18 protein-coding genes are annotated in these 19,626 nt (G+C 71.3%); 7 read left to right on the top strand and 11 right to left on the bottom strand.

Features of this window, described 5'->3' with window-relative positions:
- The first annotated feature begins 16 nt into the window (after positions 1-16).
- Positions 17-3,385, top strand: a complete 3,369-nt coding sequence (locus tag O7615_RS30930) for an endo-1,4-beta-xylanase (protein ID WP_278181330.1) — start codon at positions 17-19, stop codon at positions 3,383-3,385.
- A 43-nt stretch (positions 3,386-3,428) separates the two neighbouring features.
- Here O7615_RS30930 and O7615_RS30935 read toward each other — a convergent pair whose 3' ends face one another.
- Positions 3,429-4,397, bottom strand: coding sequence for an SDR family NAD(P)-dependent oxidoreductase (locus O7615_RS30935; RefSeq protein WP_278181331.1), 969 nt, complete (start codon positions 4,395-4,397; stop codon positions 3,429-3,431).
- 82 nt (positions 4,398-4,479) lie between these two features.
- On the opposite strand from O7615_RS30935, the gene O7615_RS30940 reads away from it, so the two are divergent.
- The 3 genes from O7615_RS30940 (at position 4,480) to O7615_RS30950 (ending at position 6,862) form a co-directional block, all read left to right on the top strand.
- On the top strand, positions 4,480-5,391 hold the full coding sequence (locus O7615_RS30940; protein WP_278181332.1) for an AraC family transcriptional regulator: 912 nt from the start codon (positions 4,480-4,482) through the stop codon (positions 5,389-5,391).
- Between the two features lie 252 nt (positions 5,392-5,643).
- Positions 5,644-5,940 carry a DUF1540 domain-containing protein gene (locus tag O7615_RS30945; RefSeq protein WP_278181333.1) on the top strand — a complete coding sequence of 99 codons (297 nt, stop codon included), beginning with the start codon at positions 5,644-5,646 and terminating at the stop codon, positions 5,938-5,940.
- Positions 5,941-6,091: 151 nt separating this feature from the next.
- Entirely contained in the window at positions 6,092-6,862 is a 771-nt protein-coding gene (locus O7615_RS30950) for a DUF2470 domain-containing protein (RefSeq protein WP_278181334.1), read from the top strand.
- Between the two features lie 3 nt (positions 6,863-6,865).
- Here the strand turns inward: O7615_RS30950 and O7615_RS30955 are convergent, their stop codons facing one another.
- Positions 6,866-7,330 (bottom strand): ArsI/CadI family heavy metal resistance metalloenzyme, encoded by a 465-nt coding sequence (locus O7615_RS30955; RefSeq protein WP_278181335.1) that lies wholly within the window; start codon positions 7,328-7,330, stop codon positions 6,866-6,868.
- A gap of 130 nt (positions 7,331-7,460) precedes the next feature.
- On the opposite strand from O7615_RS30955, the gene O7615_RS30960 reads away from it, so the two are divergent.
- Positions 7,461-7,787, top strand: coding sequence for a metalloregulator ArsR/SmtB family transcription factor (locus tag O7615_RS30960; protein WP_278182293.1), 327 nt, complete (start codon positions 7,461-7,463; stop codon positions 7,785-7,787).
- Entirely contained in the window at positions 7,784-8,563 is a 780-nt protein-coding gene (locus O7615_RS30965; protein WP_278181336.1) for an MIP/aquaporin family protein, read from the top strand. The genes O7615_RS30960 and O7615_RS30965 overlap by 4 nt, the downstream gene beginning before the upstream one ends.
- A 298-nt stretch (positions 8,564-8,861) precedes the next feature.
- Here O7615_RS30965 and O7615_RS30970 read toward each other — a convergent pair whose 3' ends face one another.
- On the bottom strand, positions 8,862-9,602 hold the full coding sequence (locus tag O7615_RS30970; protein ID WP_278181337.1) for a DUF2071 domain-containing protein: 741 nt from the start codon (positions 9,600-9,602) through the stop codon (positions 8,862-8,864).
- Positions 9,603-9,699: 97 nt separating this feature from the next.
- On the opposite strand from O7615_RS30970, the gene O7615_RS30975 reads away from it, so the two are divergent.
- Entirely contained in the window at positions 9,700-11,046 is a 1,347-nt protein-coding gene (locus tag O7615_RS30975; RefSeq protein WP_278181338.1) for an aspartate aminotransferase family protein, read from the top strand.
- A 106-nt stretch (positions 11,047-11,152) separates the two neighbouring features.
- Here the strand turns inward: O7615_RS30975 and O7615_RS30980 are convergent, their stop codons facing one another.
- From O7615_RS30980 to O7615_RS31015, 8 genes are read right to left on the bottom strand one after another with little or no spacing between them, the layout of a single operon-like run.
- A complete protein-coding gene (locus O7615_RS30980) occupies positions 11,153-12,304 on the bottom strand; it encodes an ABC transporter substrate-binding protein (protein WP_278181339.1) in 1,152 nt (383 codons plus the stop codon).
- 31 nt (positions 12,305-12,335) lie between these two features.
- On the bottom strand, positions 12,336-13,163 hold the full coding sequence (locus tag O7615_RS30985) for an ABC transporter permease (RefSeq protein WP_278181340.1): 828 nt from the start codon (positions 13,161-13,163) through the stop codon (positions 12,336-12,338).
- Positions 13,160-13,936 (bottom strand): ABC transporter ATP-binding protein, encoded by a 777-nt coding sequence (locus O7615_RS30990; protein ID WP_278181341.1) that lies wholly within the window; start codon positions 13,934-13,936, stop codon positions 13,160-13,162. Before O7615_RS30990 ends, O7615_RS30985 begins: the two co-directional genes overlap by 4 nt.
- Positions 13,933-14,793, bottom strand: a complete 861-nt coding sequence (locus O7615_RS30995; RefSeq protein WP_278181342.1) for an ABC transporter permease subunit — start codon at positions 14,791-14,793, stop codon at positions 13,933-13,935. Before O7615_RS30995 ends, O7615_RS30990 begins: the two co-directional genes overlap by 4 nt.
- Positions 14,794-14,798: 5 nt before the next feature.
- On the bottom strand, positions 14,799-15,806 hold the full coding sequence (locus O7615_RS31000) for a TIGR03842 family LLM class F420-dependent oxidoreductase (RefSeq protein WP_278181343.1): 1,008 nt from the start codon (positions 15,804-15,806) through the stop codon (positions 14,799-14,801).
- Between the two features lie 5 nt (positions 15,807-15,811).
- Complete coding sequence (locus O7615_RS31005; protein ID WP_278181344.1) at positions 15,812-17,299, bottom strand: CoA-acylating methylmalonate-semialdehyde dehydrogenase; 1,488 nt, start codon at positions 17,297-17,299, stop codon at positions 15,812-15,814.
- 17 nt (positions 17,300-17,316) lie between these two features.
- A complete protein-coding gene (gene hydA, locus O7615_RS31010) occupies positions 17,317-18,717 on the bottom strand; it encodes a dihydropyrimidinase (RefSeq protein WP_278181345.1) in 1,401 nt (466 codons plus the stop codon).
- A gap of 10 nt (positions 18,718-18,727) precedes the next feature.
- The gene (locus O7615_RS31015; RefSeq protein WP_278181346.1) at positions 18,728-19,567 is read right to left on the bottom strand and encodes a nitrilase-related carbon-nitrogen hydrolase; all 840 of its coding nucleotides are present in this window, start codon (positions 19,565-19,567) and stop codon (positions 18,728-18,730) included.
- Between the last annotated feature and the right edge of the window lie 59 nt (positions 19,568-19,626).

Here is a 19,626-nt window from a genome sequence, read left to right on the forward strand (position 1 = left end):
GCGTAAGGGACCACCGATGCGCCTTTGGAATTCTTCCCATCGATCACGACGCCGGTCGCGGATCCTCGCCGCGCTCTGTGCGACCGCGCTCGCCGCGACCGTCGCCGCAGTGGCCACCCCGGCCGCTGCCTCGGAGGTCATCCTCTCCAACGACTTCGAGTCCGACTCGTACGCCCCCTGGGGGCCACGCGGTGACGTGACCCTGGCCATTGCCGACGAGGGTCACGAGAGCGCGAAGAGCCTGTCGGTCACCGGCCGCACCGCGAACTGGCAGGGCCCGGCGACCAGCGCGACCGCCCTGTTCCGGCCCGGTACGCAGTACTCGGTCACCGCCTGGGCGAAGCTCCCGGCCGGCACCGAGGGCACCGCCGGCGTGCACTTCACCGTCGAGACGACTCCGGCCGGCGGCGGCGACAACTCGTACACCTGGATCGGTGGCAACATCGCCACCACCGCGGACAACTGGGTACGCATCGGCGGTGACTACACGCTGCCCGCGGGGCTCAGCGCCGCCACCCTCTACGTCGAGGCGGAGGGGGACACCCCGTTCCTCATCGACGACGTCCTGATCAGCGGGCCGGACGGCGGGCCGGGCGGACCCGAGCCGGGCACCGTCGTCATCGACACCGACTTCGAGGACGGGCTGGACGGCTGGGGCCCGCGCGACGGCGGCCCGGGCGCTCCCACCGTCGAGATCACCGATGTCGCGCACGGCGGCGAGTCCGCCGCGCTGGTCACCGACCGGGTGAACCAGGGCGCCGGCATCGGCCGCGACGTGAGCGGCCTGTTCGAGGCGGGCGTGACGTACGAGTTCAATGCCTGGCTGCGGTTCGCCGAGGGCCAGCCGACCGACCAGATCTGGCTCAGCCTCGCCAGTACCACCGGCGACAGCCAGTCGTTCAGCACGCTCGCCCAGTTCGAGTCCATCAGCAACACCGGCTGGACGGAGGTGAGCGCCCGCTTCACCATGCCGACGGCGGACAGCGCCTTCCTCTACTTCGAGACCCGCTGGCAGGGCGCGGACGAGGTCGGCAACACCAGCGACTTCCTCGTCGACGACATCGTCGTACGGGTGCCGGAGCCCCCGGTCATCGAGGACCTCACCGGCCTCCACGAGACCACCGACTTCCCGGTCGGCGCGGCGATCGACGCCCGGGAGACGGTGGGCGGTGCCGCCGAGCTGCTGACCCGGCACTTCAACCAGGTCACCCACGAGAACCACATGAAGCCCGAGGCGTGGTACGACGCCGCGGGCAACTTCCGGCCGCACGAGCAGGCGCTGGCCGTGCTGGACTTCGCGCGGGACAACGACCTGCGCGTCTACGGTCATGTGCTGGTCTGGCACAGCCAGACCCCGGCCTGGTTCTTCCAGGACGCGGACGGCGAGCCGCTGACCACGTCGGCGGCGCACCAGCAGCTGCTGCGCGACCGGATGCGTACGCACATCTTCGGTGTCGCCGAGTCGCTGGCGGATCGGTACGGCCTGTTCGGCTCGGCCACCAACCCGCTGAACGCGTGGGACGTGGTCAACGAGGTGGTGGGCGACAGCGGTGAGCACGCCGACGGTCTGCGCCGCAGCGAGTGGTACCGGATCCTCGGCGAGAGCTACATCGACCTCGCCTTCGAGTACGCGCACGAGGCCTTCAACGACGTGCACGCCGTCGCGGGCAGCGACCCGGTCGCCCTGTTCATCAACGACTACAACACCGAGCAGAGCGGCAAGCAGACCCGCTATCGGGCACTCGTCGAGCGGCTGCTCGACCGCGACGTGCCGATCCACGGGGTGGGCCACCAGTTCCACGTCTCGCTGTCCACGCCGGTCAGCAGTCTGGAGGCCGCGCTGGAGGCGTTCACGGATCTGCCGCTGACCCAGGCCGTCACCGAGCTCGACGTCACCACGGGCACCCCGGTGACCCAGGCGAACCTGATCGAGCAGGGCTACTACTACCGGGACGCCTTCCGGATCTTCCGGGCGTACGCCGACGACCTGAAGGCCGTCACGATCTGGGGCCTGACCGACGGGCGTTCCTGGCGCTCCGCCAACGCGCCGTTGCTCTTCGACGACAACCTGCGGGCCAAGCCCGCCTACTACGGGGCGGTGGACGGTGAGCTGCCGGCGCGGCTGCGGACCGCCAACGTCTTCGCCGGTGACGTGGCCCTCACGGCCGCCGCTCCCACGGATCTGACCTGGCGCAAGCTTCCGCTGCACCCGGTGGAGGAGACGGCACAGTTCCAGTTGCGCTGGGCGCCGGACCACCTGACCGCGTACGTCAGGGTCACCGACGCCACCGCGTCCGCCGACGATCGGGTGACCTTCGTCCTGGGCGACGAGACCTACCAGGTCTCCCGGGACGGCACCGGTGACGTGCCGGCCGTCGCCGCCGCGCGGGACGGCGGCTACCACCTGGTCGCCCACCTGCCGCTGACCGACGCCGAGCACGGCGACACGCTCACCCTCGACGTGCGGGTCAGCGACAACGGCACCACGTCCGGCTGGAACAGTCCGGGCGCGGTCGGCACCCTCACCCTGGTGGAGGAGCTGTCCTACCTGGAGGTGCGCCAGGCCGCCACCGCACCGGTGATCGACGGCACGGTGGACGCCGTCTGGGCCAACGCGGGCACGGTGACCACCGCCAAGGAGGTCTCCGGCACCGACGGCGCGATCGCCCAGGTCCGTACGCTCTGGCGGGACCAGACGCTCTACGTGCTGGCCGAGGTCGCCGACCCGGTGGTGGACGTCTCCGGCTCCGACCCGTGGACCCAGGACTCGGTGGAGATCTACGTCGACGCGGGCAACGCCAAGAACGGCACCTACCGCTACGACGACACCCAGATCCGGATCAACGCCGACAACGCCGTGTCGTTCGGCACCGGCGACGAGGCGTTCCAGGCGGGCCGGTTGGAGAGCGCGACCGTCCGTACCGAGACGGGTTACACCGTCGAGGCGGCGATCAGCCTGCTCGAATACGGCGGCCTCGACACGTTCCACGGCCTGGACTTCCAGGTCAACGACGCGTCGAACGGTGCCCGTACGGCGATCCGCAACTGGGCCGAGCAGGACGGCGTGGGCTACCAGAGCACCGCCCGGTGGGGCGTGGGCCGGCTGGTGGAGGGCTCCACCGTGGAGATCACGGTGACCAGGTTCACGCGGTGGTACTCCGACAGCGGCGGTGGCTACTGCTCCAACATCGTCGCCACCAACAATGGCAGCGAGCCCGTCGCGTGGAGCGGCGTCGTCAACCTTGAGGGCGACATCTACGACGCGTGGAACTTCAAGCGGGAACGGCTGGCCGACGGCAGCTACCGGATCCGTGGCGTGGACTGGAACCGCACCCTCGCACCGGGCGCCAGCACCTTCAGCATCGGGTACTGCGCCAATCTGTGACGCCGGGCCGCGCCGGGCCACCCCGCCCGGCGCGGCCACCCGGTCATCCGCGTGACGCCAGGGCCTGATCCGCGTACGCCCAGAGGCGATCGGCGGCGGCCGGGTCGACCGCGTGCGCGGCGACCCCTCCGGTGGCCTCCGGCCCGCCGGCCACCACCTCGACCTCCTGGTTGTCGTCGAAGTACCGCCCGGTGACCCCCTCGACCAGCGGCGACGCCGCCAGCAGCACGGTGGTGGCCGCGCCCTGGGCGGTCGTCTTGAAGTAGGGCTGCTCGATGCGGTTGCCCGCCTCGTCCATCGCCCCGAACGCACGCAGCGTCTCGTCGTCCATGTGGCGTTGCAGGTTGGTCGTGATGAAGCCGGGGTTGAGTGCGTTGGCGGTGATCCCGTCGGCGGCCCAGCGCCCGGCGATGCCGACCGCGAGCAGCACCTCCGCGGTCTTCGACCGGCCGTACGCCGCCCAGCGGTCGTAGGGCTGCCGATCGAACTGCGGGTCGTCGAAGTCGAACGCCTCCCGCAGGTGCGCTCCGGAGCTGACGAGCACCACCCGGGCGGAGCCGGCGGCGCGCAGGTGGTCGTGCAGGCCGCGGGCGAGCGCGAAGTGACCGAGGTAGTTGGTGCCGAGCTGGAGTTCCCAGCCCTGCGGGGTGAGTTCCCGGGTCGGGATCGCCATGATCCCGGCGTTGCCGACCAGCGCGTGCAGGGGGCCCTCCCAGGCCGCCACGAAGGCGTCGACCGAGCCCAGGTCGGCCAGGTCGAGGGCGGCCGCCCGTACGGTGCCGGGGCCGGCTCCGGCGAACTCCGCCACCAGGGCGTCGGCGCTCGCCGGGTTGCGGGTGGCCACCGTGACCTCCGCCCCCGCCCCGGCCAGGGCCCGGACGGCCGCCGCACCGATGCCGGAGGCGCCGCCCGTGACGATCATCCGGCGACCGGTGAGGTCGACGCCGTCGAGGATCTCGGCAGCGGTGGTACGGGCGGTGAACGGGGTGCTGACTCGGGTGTGCGTTGTCATGACCCCACGCTACGAGCGGATGTGCTGGACTGTCCGTAGTCTAAGATCCGTCACTCTTTAGTAGGCGTCCAAGGGAGGGGTCGTGGATCCGCTGGAGGACGTGCTCGCGCTCGTCGGCGCGACCAGCCACGTGTCCGCGGCCATGTCGGCCGGCGGCCGCTGGGCGATCCGCTTCGACCCGCCGGCCGGAGTGAAGTTCAACGCCGTCCGGTACGGCACCTGCCTGCTGCGGGTCGACGGCGTGCCCGAGCCGGTCGTGCTGGCCGAGGGCGACTGCTTCCTGCTGACCAGCCCTCGGGGTTTCACCCTGGCCAGCGACCCGGACGCGCCGCCCGAACCGGCCGGGCCCATCTTCACGGCAGCCGTCGACGGCGTGGCCCGGGTCGGCGCGGGAGACGACGTGTTCCTGGTCGGTGGTGCGTTCTCCTTCACCGAGCGCGCCCGCGCCCTGCTGCTGGACGGCCTGCCGCCCGTCATCCACGTGCCCGCCGCGAGGCCGGAGGCCGCGACCGTGAGCTGGGCGATCAGGGAGATCGACACCGAACTGCGGGCGGCGCCGCTGGGCGGCACGCTGGTGGCCGAGCACCTCGCCCTGGTCATGCTGATCCGGATGCTGCGCCTACACCTCGCCCGGGGCGGTGGCTCCGGCTGGCTGGCCGGCCTGGCCGACCCGGTGCTCGCCGCCGCGCTGCGGGCGATGCACGCCCGCCCCGCCCACCCCTGGACCGTGGCCGAGCTGGCCCGGGTCGCCACGGTCTCCCGTTCGACGCTGGCCGCGCGGTTCAAGGAGGTCGTCGGCCAGGGTCCGCTGGAGTACCTGACCGGCTGGCGGATCGAGCTCGCCGCCGACCGGATCCGCCGCAGCGAGGACACCCTGGCCACCATCGCCCGGGCGGTCGGATACGGCTCGGAGAGCGCGCTCAGCGTGGCCTTCAAGCGCACCACCGGCCTGTCGCCGCGCGCCTACCGCAGCCGAGTCGGCACGGCCGGCTAAACACCCTCGAATGCGGGAACAAAGGGTAGCCTTGCCTTTCTGAATGGCGATAACAAAGCATAGGCTTACCTTCGGTAGGGCACGCCACAGCAAATTTTCACAGCCCTCCACAACCATCCTGAGCAGCAGCTATGCCGCCATCGGTCACCCGGTACGACTCTGGGAAACGCGCCGGCGAACGGTTTCCGGGTTATTCTGGGACGTGATCGCACCTCGGTCGTTCAGCATGGGAATTGAGTGAGCGGAGGAACCATGAAGACCCTTTTGCAGATGCCCGCCGTGCGCGAATGCGCTGCCGTCACGTGCAGCTTCAACGACGGTGGCTGTCACGCCCCGGCCGTGACCGTCGCCACGGCCGGCGACGCGGCCTCCTGCGCCACGTTCGTCGAGTCGTCGGTTCGCGGGGGCATCGCGGAGATCACCGGCAGCGTCGGCGCGTGTGCCCGCACCGACTGCACCTACAACACCAACCTGGCCTGCACGGCGCCCTCCGTCCAGGTCGGCTCGGGTGCCACGGCCAGCGACTGCCTGACCTACCAACCGGCCTGAGCAGGCCCGACTCGCCCCGGCCTGGCCCGGCCTGGCCCGGCCACAGCGGCAGTGTCACCGGCCTCCTCGCACCACGGTCCGCTTGAATAAGGCAAGCCTTACCTATTACGGTAGGCTGACCTCAACTCGACCGCGGTGCAAGGAGGCCGGTGTGGCATCCGCAACCGAATCACCGTCGACGCTCGCCGACGACCGGCCGTCACCCGACGCCGTCGAGGCCCGCTCCGCCATCGCGACCTGCACCTCGCTGCGGCTGGAGGTGGCCGGCACCGCCGTCGACCTGATCGACACGCACGCCGTCCTCCCCGACGGCACCGTCGTCGTCGGCGTCGACCCGATGACCCCGCTCGGTGGGCTGCTCGTCGCCGCCCGCGGAACCGATGGCGCGGTCCGGCTCGATGTCACGCACCTGGTGCCGGTGCCGGTGCGCGCGCGGGTACGGGCGCGGGTGACTGTGACCGGCACGGTCCGCCGGTTCGACCCGGCCGTCCTCGACTCCTGCGACCACGATGCCGTCATCGCCTTGCTTCGCCTGCCGCCGGTGGCTCTGTGGTCGATCGAGCCCGACGGCGTGCGCGTCGAACGGCACGGGGTCGCCGTCGACGTGCCGGTCGCGACCTACCATGCGGCGCGCCCCGACCCGGTCGCCGCTGTCGAGGCGGCGCACCTGGCCCGCCTGGCCCGGCATCACCCCCAGCTCGGGCACCGATTCGCCGCCCTTGTGGACCCGGAACTGACCGCCACCGGCGCCCGGGTGGTGCCGGTCGCCGTCGATGCCGACGGGCTGACCCTGCGGGCGGAGACGGCGCACCGGCACCACGACGTCCGCCTACCGTTCCGCGTTCGGGTCACCGACGAGGCGGCGCTCGACCGGGAGCTGCGGCGGCTGCTGCCGGGCATGGCGGTCACCCCCGACGAGTAGGGCTCAACACGAGACGGCGACCGGCTGCTGGCCGGTGGCCTCGCCACACGTGCAGTCGTCGCCAGCACCCGGCTGGTCCTGCGCGGACCTGCCGTACTGGTCGGCGTCGCCCTTCACCACGTACACCTCCCATCGCTCGTCGCCGGGCCCGCAGACCCACACCTTGTCCTGGAGGGCGTAGCAGCAGGAGGTGTCGTTCTCGGTCAGGGTGATCAGGCCGGCGTCGGTGAGCCGGTCGGTGGCGGCGGTGACCTCCGCGCCGTCGAACACCTCGACGCCGAGGTGGTCGATCGCGGTGGGCCGGTCCGGGGCGCCTTCGATCAGGACCAGCTTCAGCGGCGGCTCGGCGATGGCGAAGTTGGCGTAGCAGGGCCGACGCTTGGTCGGCTCGGTGTCGAACAGCTTCGAGTAGAACGCGACCGACCCCTCCAGGTCGGCGACGCGCAGGGCGAGTTGGACGCGGGACATCCCACACCTCCGGTTGTTTAGATAACCGTCTAGACAGAGAGTTGCACTCTGTCTAGACGGTTGTCAAACTAGACGAGTGTCGAGACAAGAGCTTCCGGTCCTCGCCGACGCGTCGACCTGCTGCCCGCCGATGGTCACCGAGGCACTGACCGCCGAGACCGCCGCCGGCCTGGCGCGAGGGTTCAAGGCCCTCGGTGATCCGGTGCGGCTACGGCTGCTGTCGCTGATCGCCGCGCGGGCCGGCGGCGAGGTGTGCGTGTGCGAGTTGACCGACGCGTTCACCCTGACCGGGCCGACGATCTCCCACCACCTCAAGGTGTTGCGGGAGGCCGGGCTGATCGACTGCCAGCGCCGCGGCACCTGGGTCTACTACTGGATCCTCCCGGCCCGGCTCGCCGCCCTGTCCCAGCTCCTCGACGTCTCCACCGCCCCTTCCACGGCCGGGGCGACCGGGTGACACCCGACCCGCACCGAGCGGTGCTGCGCCGGGCGTCAGCGGAACTCGTCGGCACCGGCCTGCTCGTCACCGCCGTGGTCGGCTCCGGCATCGCCGCGAGCCGCCTCTCGCCGACTGACGTGGGTCTGCAACTGCTGGAGAACAGCATCGCCACCGCGTTCGCCCTCGGCGCGTTGATCCTCATCTTCGGACCGGTCTCCGGTGCCCACCTCAACCCCGTCGTGTCGGTCGCCGACTGGTGGCTCGGCCGCCGCGCCGGCACCGGCCTGCCAGCCCGCGACCTGGCCGCCTACCTGAACGCGCAGATCCTCGGCGCGATCGGCGGCACGGTGCTGGCTCACCTGATGTTCGGGCTGCCCGCCGTCACCATCTCCACCCGCCACCGTGACGGCGGCGGGCTGTGGCTGGCCGAGGTCGTCGCGACCGGTGGCCTGCTCCTGCTGATCGCCGCACTCACCCACACCCACCGCCAGGCGGTCGCACCGGCTGCGGTCGGGGCGTGGATCGGGGCCGCGTACTGGTTCACCGCCTCCACCGCGTTCGCCAACCCCGCGGTCACCATCGGCCGGATGTTCACCGACACCTTCGCCGGTATCACCCCCACCTCCGCGCTCGGGTTCGTCACCGCCCAACTCGCCGCCACCGCCCTCGCGCTGACCGCGATCAGCTGGTGGTACCCGACCCAGCCCCGCACCGCCGCATCGGTCGAATGGACACCGGCCCGCCCGGAAGGGGCGCCGGCCCGAATCCACCAGATCAGACCTGAATCCACCTGATCAGACCAGCCAAGACGAGGACCCGCTGCCATGAGCATGCCCGCACCGCAGACCACACCCTCGGTCCTGGTCGACGCTACGAAGACTGGGAACTCACCGACCCCGCCCACCAGCCGCTGCCCGTCGTCCGCGAAGTCCGCGACCAGATCCGCGAGTACGTCACCCGGCTCCTCGACAGCCTGACTCCTCACGACGGCACCGGCACACCTGGATGAACCATCGGCGACCCCGCTGGCCCGACGCCACTCGCCGCCGGGCGGGTCACCAGCGGCACCCGTCGTCAGTCTGCTCGGCGGAGTCACACCCGCAGGCGCGGGGCGGCAGGGCCGAAGCGCACCGCGACGCCCGGCGAGAAGAGCACGCTGACCGGGGGCCCGTCGGGGGCGGGAAGCCCGGCCGCCGCCACGAGTCCGTCGTCGAGGTGGCACAGCTCCGCCCGGCGCAGCGGCCACGGTGGATGAACGTTCGGCAGGTAGATCGTTCGGCCGTGGGCCCGTACGTGCAGGCCCCATCGGGCGGTCAGGAAGTGTTCCAACGGGCTCGGCTCGGCAATCGCCGCACCGGCCCGGACCACCATCCGTCCACCGACGCCGCGCGGCCCGGGCCAACGCCGTCGGCAGGTGTAGGTGTAGACGTCGCCGTCGCGTTCCAGGCGCATCCGCGACCACATGTACGGCAGCCGCAGGCTTGCCCGGGCGACCAGGACCGGCAGCAGCCGGGCGGCCTCCAAGGAACGGAACACCACCCCGCGCCGGCCGGCGGCGTCGACGGAGTAGAGCCGGACGTTGGTCTCGCAGAAGGTGCCGAGGTACGGCAGTCCCGGCCCGCCGAGGAGCCCGACGCCGACCATCCGGAACGCGATCAGACCGACGTAGCTGACGCCGTCGAGCAGATCGGGCCGGGTGCCGGCCGGCAGCAGCGGCGCGACCGACTCCGGACGGACCGGCCAGTGCAGGAAGGCGAGATCGTGCCAGCCCTGCACCAGGATCGACCGGCGGACGCCCCGGGGCGCCAGCGCGGTTACCGGTTCCACGTCCACCGATCCATCATGCCCGCAGACCGACCTGTAACAGAACGAGTATTGGACGCAGCGAGTTGTGCCAGTACGTTCAGTGCCAGCGACCAGGGAGGCACCGATGACCGACACCGACCGCGCGTACGCCGACGACCGGGCCCACGTCTTCCACTCCTGGTCGGCGCAGGCCGCCCTCAAGCCGGCTGTGATCACCGCAGCTGAGGGCAGTTCCTTCACCGACGACGCCGGCAACAGCTACCTGGACTTCAGCTCCCAGCTGGTCTACCTGAACATGGGGCACGGCCACCCCAGGATCGTCGCCGCCATCCAGGAGCAGGCGGCCAAGCTCTGCACCGTCGCGCCGACCTTCGCCAACGACGCCCGCAGTGAGGCGGCCCGCCTCATCACCGAACTGGCGCCGGACGGCCTGAACCACGTCTTCTTCACCAACGGCGGCGCGGAGGCCAACGAGCACGCCGTCCGAATGGCCCGGCTGACCACGGGCCGGCACAAGGTCCTGGCCACCTACCGGTCCTACCACGGGGCGACCAACGGCGCGATCGCGCTCACCGGCGATCCGCGCCGCTGGGCCAGCGAACCCGCCATTCCCGGTGTCGTGCACTTCTTCGGCCCGTACGCCTACCGGTCCGCCTTCCACGCCGGCGACGAGACCACCGAGGGCGAACGCGCCCTGCGGCACCTGGCGGAGGTCATCACCCTGGAGGGGCCGCAGACGATCGCCGCGATCGTGCTGGAGACCGTCGTCGGCACCAACGGCATCCTGGTACCGCCGGACGGCTACCTCGCCGGTGTGCGGGAACTCTGCGACCGGCACGGGATCATGCTGATCTTCGACGAGGTGATGAGCGGGTTCGGGCGGTGCGGCGAGTGGTTCGCCTTCGACCGGTGGCGGGTCGCTCCGGATCTGATCACCTTCGCCAAGGGGGTCAACTCCGGCTACGTGCCCCTCGGCGGCGTCGTGGTCGGCGACCGGGTGTACGAGACCTTCGCCGCGCGGGCGTACCCCGGCGGGCTCACCTACTCGGGGCACCCGCTGGCCTGCGCCGCCGCCGTGGCGACCATCGGCGCGATGCGCGACGAGGGGATCATCGAGCGGGTCCGCGAGCTGGGCGAGAAGGTGGTCGGTCCCCGCCTGGCGGAGCTGGCCGACCGGCACCCCTCGGTCGGCGAGGTGCGCGGGCTCGGCCTGTTCTGGGCGATCGAGCTGGTCCGCGACCCCGGGAGTCGGGAGATGCTGGTGCCGTACAACGCCGCCGGCGCGGACGCCGCCCCGATGGCCGAGATCGTGACGGCCTGCAAGGCGGGCGGGGTCTGGCCCTTCACGCACTTCAACCGGGTGCACGTGGTGCCGCCGCTGGTCATCTCCACCGACGACCTGCTCCGGGGCATCGACGTCATCGACGACGCCCTCGACATCGCCGACCGGCTGGTCAGCACCGACGGCTGACCCCGGCGCCGCCGGCCGGCCCCGGAGCGCCGGCCAGCCCAGAGGCGCCGGCCGGCCCGGAACCCGGACCGGCCGGCGCGATGCGGTGTGTGCGGGAACCGGCGGGTTACGCGCCGCCGGGGTTCAGCGTCACGGTCGCCGGGGTGAAGCCCGCGCCGGCGACGTCGAGGCCCTCCTCCTTGAGTGCGTCGAGCGCCTTCGTCACGTACTCGTTGGTGTACGCCTCACCCTCCGGCTGCGTGGTGAGCACCGTCTGCCCGTCCTGGTTCTTCGTGGTCAGCGAGAGGTCGACCGTCTGCTTCCAGGCGGTCTCGTCGATCATGCCGATGCCGGCGGGCGACGGCCAGATCAGCTTGTTGGTCTCGTTGGTCTGCCAGAGCTGGTGACTCGCGCCGAGCTTCGCGCCGCGGGCGACGACGAGGTCGCGGCACTCCTCGGGGTTGTCCCGACAGTGGATCCAGCCCTTGATCGTGCCGGTCAGGAACTTCACCGTCGTCTCCTGGTACGCGGCGTCCCCCAGCTTCTCGGTGTTGGCCCAGACCGCGTCCTGGAGCATGGCGGTGCCGGCGTCGTTCCAGTCGATGACCGTGAAGTCCTCCGGCCGGTAGAGCGCGTTGGTCGCCGGGTTCATCGCCTCCAGCAGTTGGGCGTACTCGTTGTAGCTCATCGCCTGGGCGGCGTCGATGTCCCGGCGCAGCAGGGCCTGCATGTCGAACTGCTGCTGTACCAGGGTGACGTCCCGGCCCGGGTCGAGCCCGGCCTTCGTCATCCCGGCGAAGAGCTCGAACTCGTTGCCGAACCCCCAGTTGCCGACCTTCTTGCCCCGCAGGTCCGCCGCCGAGGTGATGCCGCTGTCGGCGAAGCTGACCTGGTAGGTGCCGGAGCGCTGGAAGATCTGACCCACGTTGGTGATCTGCGCGCCCTGCTCCCGGGAGGCGAGCGCCTTCGGCACCCAGGAGACGGCGAAGTCGGCCCGACCCTGCGCGAGCACGGTCTGCGGCACGATGTCGACGCCGCCCTCCAGCAGCGTCACGTCGAGCCCCTGCTCGGCGTAGAAGCCCTTGTCGACCGCCGCGATGTAGCCGGCGAACTGGGCCTGGAAGAACCACTGCAACTGCAGCTTGACCGGGATGGGGGCGCCGTCCGTCGCGCCACCGGAGGGTGATTCGGGGTCGGCCGTACCGCAGCCGGCCAGCACGGCCAGCACGGTCGATGCGGCGGCGACGGCGATGGCGTACCGTTTTGCGGGTCTTCTCATCGGTCCTCCAGGAGTTTGTCCAGAGCGGGGATCAGGTGGTGGATCCGCCGGAGCGCCACGGTGTTGCCAGCCGTTCCAGCACGAGCGCGACGAGGTAGAAGACGAGACCGAGCAGGCAGGCGCCGACCACGAACGCCCACGCCCTCGGGTACGCGGTGTTCGCCGCCGCCGAGGTGATCCGGGAGCCGAGGCCGTCCTGCAGCCCGCCGAAGTACTCCGAGACCACGGCCGCGATCACGGCGAGGGACGACGCCTGTCGCAGTCCGGTGAAGACGAAGGGCAGCGCACCCGGCAGCCGGACGAGCCGGGTGAACGTCCACCCGCCGACCGCGTAGCTCTCCATCAGCTCGCGGTGGATCGGGTTGACCTCCCGCAGGCCACGCGCGGTGTTGATGAAGACCGGGAAGAAGACGACGATCGCCACCACGAGCCGGCGGGGAACACTGCTGGTGGATTCGAACATGTTGTTGAGGATCGGCGCCAACGCGATGATCGGCAGCGCGTTGAGCGTCGCCGAGACCGGCAGCGACATCTCCGCCAGCAGCCGGAACCGGCTCGCCGCCATCGCGGCGACGATCGCCAGCACCGCACCGACGACCAGGCCCACCAGGGCGTTGGTGCCGCTGGCGAGGCCGACCCGGACGATCACCTCCCGGTTGAGCAGGAACTGTGCCCAGATCGCCGACGGCGCCGGCAGCACGAAGGGTGCGATCCGGCCGACCACGACGACGGCCTCCCAGAGCAGGACGGCCCCGACCCCGACGACCAGCGGTGGCAGCACCGCGCGGGCGAGCGCCAGCGGACCGGATGCCCGGTTCCGGCGCGGCCGGAACGCCGTGAGGTCGGGCGGGGCCGTCATGTCCCCTCCCCACGCAACGCCCTGCGGACGTCGGTGATGCCGGCGAAGAAGCCCGGCGACTGGCGGGTCTGTTCGGTGCGGGGCCCGAGGTCGACGGCGACCACGTCGGTGATCTGGCCGGGCCGGGCCGACATCACCACCACCCGGTCGGAGAGGAAGACGGCCTCCGGGATCGAGTGGGTGACGAAGATGGTGGTGGTGCCGGTCTCCGCGCAGATCCGCAGCAGCTCACCCTGCAACCGTTCCCGGGTCATCTCGTCCAGCGCCCCGAACGGCTCGTCCATCAACAGCAACGGCGGGTGTACGGCGAGCGCCCGGGCGATCGCCACCCGCTGCTGCATGCCGCCGGAGAGCTGGGCGGGATGGTGACCGGCGAAGTCGGCGAGCCCGACCAGGTCCAGCATCTCCGCCGCCCGATCCTTCCGCTGCGCCCGGCCCACGCCGCGCAGTTCCAGCGGCAGCTCCACGTTGCGCCGCACGGTGCGCCACTCGAAGAGCCCGGCCTGCTGGAAGACGATGCCGTACTCCTGGTCGAGGCGGGCCTGCCGGGCCGGCTTGCCGGCGACGGTCACGCTGCCGGTGGTCGGCGCGATGAGGTCGGCCACCAACCGCAGCAGGGTGCTCTTGCCGCAGCCGGAGGGGCCGATCAGGGAGATGAACTCGCCGGGCTCGATGGCGAGGTCGACGCCGGTGAGCGCGACCACCTCGTCGCCGCGGCCACCGCTGAACGTCTTGCCGACGCCCCGCAACTCGACAGATCCCGCGTCACTCACGCCGTCACCCTTCGCCCGTGCAGGAGCCGCTCCAGCAGACTGACCGTGCCGGCGACGGCCAGGCCGAGCAGCGCCGCGCCGGTCATCGCCGTGTAGACCTTGGCCGGGTCCGTGGTCGCCTCCCGGGAGTACTCGATGACCAGCCGGCCGATGCCGCCGGGCGTGCCGGTGGAGATCTCGCCCACCACGGCACCGACCACCGCCGCCGCGCCGGCCAGCCGCAGCGCCGGGAAGAGGTACGGCAGGGCCGCCGGCACCCGGAGCTTCACCAGGGTGCGCCACCAGCTGGCGGCGTAGCTGCGCATCAGCTCGACCGCGATCGGTGGCGGGGACTGCAGGCCGCGCAGCATCCCGACGGCGACGGGGAAGAAGGCCAGGTAGGCGGCGATGGTCGCGACCGACATCCACGGCTGCCACGGGTACGGTCCGAAGCTGAGCGCGCCGCCCCAGCCGGCGACGACCGGCGCGAGCGCGACCAGCGGCACGGTCTGCGACAGGATCACGTACGGCAGCAGCCCCCGCTCCAGCACCCGCAGCCGTTGCATCAGCACGGCGAGGACGAGGCCGAAGAGGGTGCCGGCCAGGAACCCGACCGCCACGATGCCGAACGTGAAGAGGCAGGCGTCGGCGACGACGAGGCCGACCGGTCGGCCGCCGGTCAGCTCCGGTTCGGCGAAGCGGCGCAGCACGTCGAGCACGTGCGGCATCGCCGCGTCGTCGGCCCGGGGCAGCAGCCGGGTGCCGAACACGACGGTGCCGTCCGGGTCACCGACGACCTTGTAGCCCTCCCAGAGCCCGACGGCGACGGCGGCCGCGGCCAGGGCGCCGACGACCGCCCGGACCCGGGCGGCGACCATCGGGCTCACCCCGGCAGCGCGTTGATCGTCGGGATGACGTGCTCACCGTACGCGGCGAGGGTGTCCTCCTTGCCGTCGTGTTGCAGGTAGACGGCGAACTGGTCGACGCCGAGCTTGCGCAGTTCGGTGAGGCGGCGCACGTGCTCCTCCGCCGGGCCCAGGACGCAGAACCGGTCCACGATGTCGTCGCTGACGAAGCCGGTGTGGGCGTTGCCGGCCCGGCCGTGTTCGGCGTAGTCGTAGCCCTGCCGCCCGGCGATGTAGTCGGTGAGGACCGCCGGCACGGCCCCGCTCGCCCCGTAGCGGGAGACGATGTCCGCCACGTGGTTGCCGACCATGCCACCGAACCAGCGGGTCTGTTCCCGCTGGTGGGCGAGGTCGTCGCCGACGTAGGCGGGGGCGGCGACGCAGAACTTGATCGCGGCCGGGTCGCGGCCGGCGCGCTCGGCCGCGGTCCGGACCGCGTTGATCATCCAGGCGGCGATGTCCGGGTCGGCGAGTTGCAGGATGAACCCGTCGGCCACCTCGCCGGTCAGGGCGAGCGCCTTCGGCCCGTACGCGGCGACCCAGACCTCCAGGGCGCTCCGGTCCACCCAGGGAAACCGCAGCTCCCGGTCCCGGTAGGTCACCGACCGGCCGTTCGCCAGCTCCCGCACCACGTGCACGCACTCGCGGAGCTGGGCGAGGTTGGTCGGCGCCGCGCCCAGGGTGCGCAGCGCCGAGTCGCCCCGCCCGATCCCGCAGATCGTGCGGTTGCCGTACATCTCGTTGAGGGTGGCGAAGAGCGAGGCGGTGACCGTCCAGTCCCGGGTGCCCGGGTTGGTGACCATCGGCCCCACGATGATCTTCTCGGTGCGGGCCAGGATCTGGCTGTAGATCACGAACGGTTCCTGCCAGAGCAGATGCGAATCGAAGCTCCAGACGTGGCTGAAACCGGCCCGCTCGGCCTCCTCGGCGAGGCGGATCACCGACTCCGCGGGCGGGTCCAGCTGGAAGACCACTCCGACGTCCATGCCGCTCACCGCACCTTCGGGAAGCCGAGGTCGACCTCGCTGGTCGCCGGGTCGGGCCAGCGGGAGGTGACCACCTTCGTCCGCGTGTAGAACGCGATCCCCTCGGGGCCGTACATGTGCAGGTCGCCGAAGAGCGATGCCTTCCAGCCGCCGAAGCTGTAGTAGGCCACCGGCACCGGGATCGGCACGTTGATGCCGACCATGCCGCAGAGCACGTCGTACTGGAACCGCCGGGCCACCCCGCCGTCGCGGGTGAAGATCGCCGTGCCGTTGCCGTACTCGTTGCCGTTGACCAGCGCGAGAGCCTCGTCGTAGGTGTCCACCCGGACCACCGAGAGCACCGGGCCGAAGATCTCGTCGGTGTAGAGCGCCGAGCCGGTCGGCACCCGGTCCACCAGGGACGGGCCGAGGAAGAAGCCGTCCGCGTCGGTCGGGGTCGTCCGCCGCCCGTCGACCACGATCCGGGCGTCCTCGTCGGCCAGGGTGAGGTAGCCGGCGACCCGGTCCCGGTGCTCCCGGCTGATCAGCGGCCCCATCTCGGCGTCGGGGTCGCTCGCCGCGCCGACCCGGATCCGGTGCACCCGCTCGGCGATAGCGTCGACCAGCGGGTCGGCGACCGCGCCGACGGCGACGACGACCGAGACCGCCATGCAGCGTTCACCGGCCGAGCCGTAGCCGGCGGAGACCGCGGCGTCGGCGGCGGCCGCGATGTCGGCGTCCGGGAGGACGACCATGTGGTTCTTGGCGCCGCCGAGGGCCTGCACCCGCTTGCCGGCCCGCGTGCCCGCCTCGTAGATGCTCCGCGCGACCGGGGTGGAGCCGACGAAACTCAGCGCCTGCACGTCCGGGTCGGCGATCAGCGTGTCGACCGCCTCCTTGTCGCCCTGCACGACGTTGAACGCCCCGTCCGGCAGCCCGGCCCGGCGCAGCAGGTCCGCCAGGAGCAGCGAGACCGACGGGTCCTTCTCGCTCGGCTTGAGCACGAAGGTGTTGCCACAGACCAGCGCGTTGCAGAACATCCACATCGGCACCATGGCCGGGAAGTTGAACGGGGTGATCCCGGCGACCACGCCGAGCGGTTGGCGGATGGAGTAGACGTCGACGCCGCTGGAGGCGCCCTCGGAGTAGCCGCCGCGCAGCAGGTAGGGCGCGCCGGCGGCGAACTCGGCGTTCTCCAGCCCTCGGGCCACCTCACCGAGCGCGTCGGCGGTGGTCTTGCCGTGTTCGGCGCTGAGCTGGCCGGCGATCTCCTTGCGGTGGGCGTCGACGAGTTCCCGGAAGCGGAACATCACCTCGGCCCGTCGGGAGAGGGAGGCGGCCCGCCAGGCGGGGAAGGCCGCCCGGGCGGCCAGTACGGCGGCGCGGACCTCCCCGGCGGTGGCGGCGGCGATCTCGGCCTGTGCTTCGCCGGTGGCGGGATCCCATACGGGGAGGCGGCGGGGGCCGGTGCCGGCGACCGCCGCGCCGTCGATCCAGTGCGGTATCTGTCTCATCTGGACACCAACCTCCGTCATACCAGGTAGCTGGAGAGGCCACGGGGCAGGTACCGGCCGTGACCCTTGCGGCCGGAGTACTCGCCGTCGGCGACGACGACCGTGCCCCGGGAGATGACCGTGTGGACCCGGCCGGCGATCTCGTAGCCCTCCCACGCGGAGTGATCCATGTTCATGTGGTGCGTCTCGACGCCGATCCGGGTCCGGCCGTTCGGGTCGTAGAGCACGATGTCGGCGTCGGAGCCGGGCGCGATGATTCCCTTGCGGGGGTAGAGGCCGAACATCCGGGCCGGCGTGGTGGCGATCGTCTCGACCCAGCGCTGCAGCGACAGCTTGCCGTCGACGACGCCCTGGTAGACCAGGTCGACGCGGTGTTCGACGCCGCCGATCCCGTTGGGGATCTTCGAGAAGTCGCCGAGCCCCAGCTCCTTCTGGTCCTTGAAGCAGAACGGGCAGTGGTCGGTGGAGACGATCGCGAGGTCGTTGCTGCGCAGGCCGCGCCAGAGGTCGGCGCGGTGGCTCTCCCTCCCGCTGCGCAGCGGGGTGGAGCAGACCCACTTGGCGCCCTCGAAGCCGGGGGCGCCGAGTTGCTCCTCCAGGGTGAGGTAGAGGTACTGCGGGCAGGTCTCGGCGAAGACGTTGCGGCCGTTGTCGCGCGCCTGCGCGACGTGCGCGAGGGCCTGGCTGGCCGAGAGGTGCACGATGTAGAGCGGGGTGTCCCCGGCGACGTCGGCCAGGGCGATGGCGCGGTGGGTCGCCTCCGCCTCCAGGGCGGTCGGGCGGGTGATGCCGTGGTGGATCGGGTCGGTCTCGCCGCGCGCGATCGCCTGCTGGATGAGGACGTCGATGGCGATGCCGTTCTCCGCGTGCATCATGATCATGGAGCCGTTGTCGCGGGCCTTCTGCATCGCCCGCAGGATCTGGCCGTCGTCGGAGTAGAACACCCCCGGGTACGCCATGAAGAGCTTGAAGCTGGTGATCCCCTCGTCGGCGACGAGTTGGTCCATGGCCTTGAGCGAGTCGTCGTCCACCCCGCCGAGGATCATGTGGAAGGCGTAGTCGACGTGACAGTTGCCCGCCGCCTTGGCGTGCCAGGCCGCCAGGCCGTCCTGGACCACCTCGCCGGTCTTCTGCACGGCGAAGTCGATGATGGTGGTGGTGCCGCCGAAGGCGGCCGCCCTGGTGCCGGTGTCGAAGGTGTCGCTCGCGAACGTGCCGCCGAACGGCAGCTCCATGTGGGTGTGCGCGTCGATGCCGCCGGGGATGACGTACATTCCGGTCGCGTCGATGGTCGGCACACCGGCCGGGCCGGTGCCGGGGGTGTGCAGGGCGGCGATCGTCTCGCCGTCGACGAGTACGTCGAGCGCGTGCGGGCCGGTCGGGCCGATGACCGTGCCGCCGGTGATCAGCGTTGGCATGGCTGCCCCCTCACGGCTTCACGAGCGAGTCGTAGGCGTCCGGACGACGGTCCCGGTAGAACGCCCACCGGTCACGGACCTCGGCGAGCAGGTTCATGTCCAGCTCGCGGACGACCAGTTCGGGCTGGTGCCCGTCCGCGACGTCGCCGACGAACCGGCCCTCCGGGTCCACGAAGTACGAGGTGCCGTAGAAGTCGTTGTCCCCCAGGTCCTCCACGCCGACCCGGTTGATCGCGCCGATGAAGTACTCGTTGGCGACCGCGCTGGCCGGCTGTTCGAGCTGCCACAGGTAGGACGAGAGGCTGCGGCTGGTCGCCGAGGGGTTGAACACGATCGTCGCCCCGCCGAGCCCGAGGGCCCGCCAGCCCTCTGGGAAGTGCCGGTCGTAGCAGATGTAGACACCGATCCGGCCGACGGCGGTGTCGAAGGTCGGGTAGCCGAGATTGCCGGGGCGGAAGTAGAACTTCTCCCAGAATCCCTGCACCTGCGGGATGTGCGTCTTGCGGTACTTGCCGAGGTAGCGCCCGTCGGCGTCGACCACGGCGGCGGTGTTGTACAGCACGCCCGGTTGCTCCTGCTCGTACATCGGCAGGATCATGACCATGCCCAGTTCGGCCGCGAGGGCCTGGAAACGCTCGGTGGTGGGGCCGGGGATCGACTCGGCGTACGAGTAGTACTCCCGGTCCTGCACCTGGCAGAAGTACGGCCCGTAGAAGAGTTCCTGGAAACAGATGACCTTGGCGCCCTGGGCGGCCGCCTGGCGGGCGTACTCCTCATGCGCCTTGATCATGGATTCCTTGTCGCCGGTCCAGGTCGTCTGGACCAGGGCGGCGGTGATGCTGTCGGCCATGGCGCTCCTCCGGTGTCGGGTGGTGGTGGTCGTCGTCGAGAGGTTGTCTTGACACGGTG

Source organism: Micromonospora sp. WMMD1082, from assembly GCF_029626175.1.
Lineage (GTDB): Bacteria > Actinomycetota > Actinomycetes > Mycobacteriales > Micromonosporaceae > Micromonospora.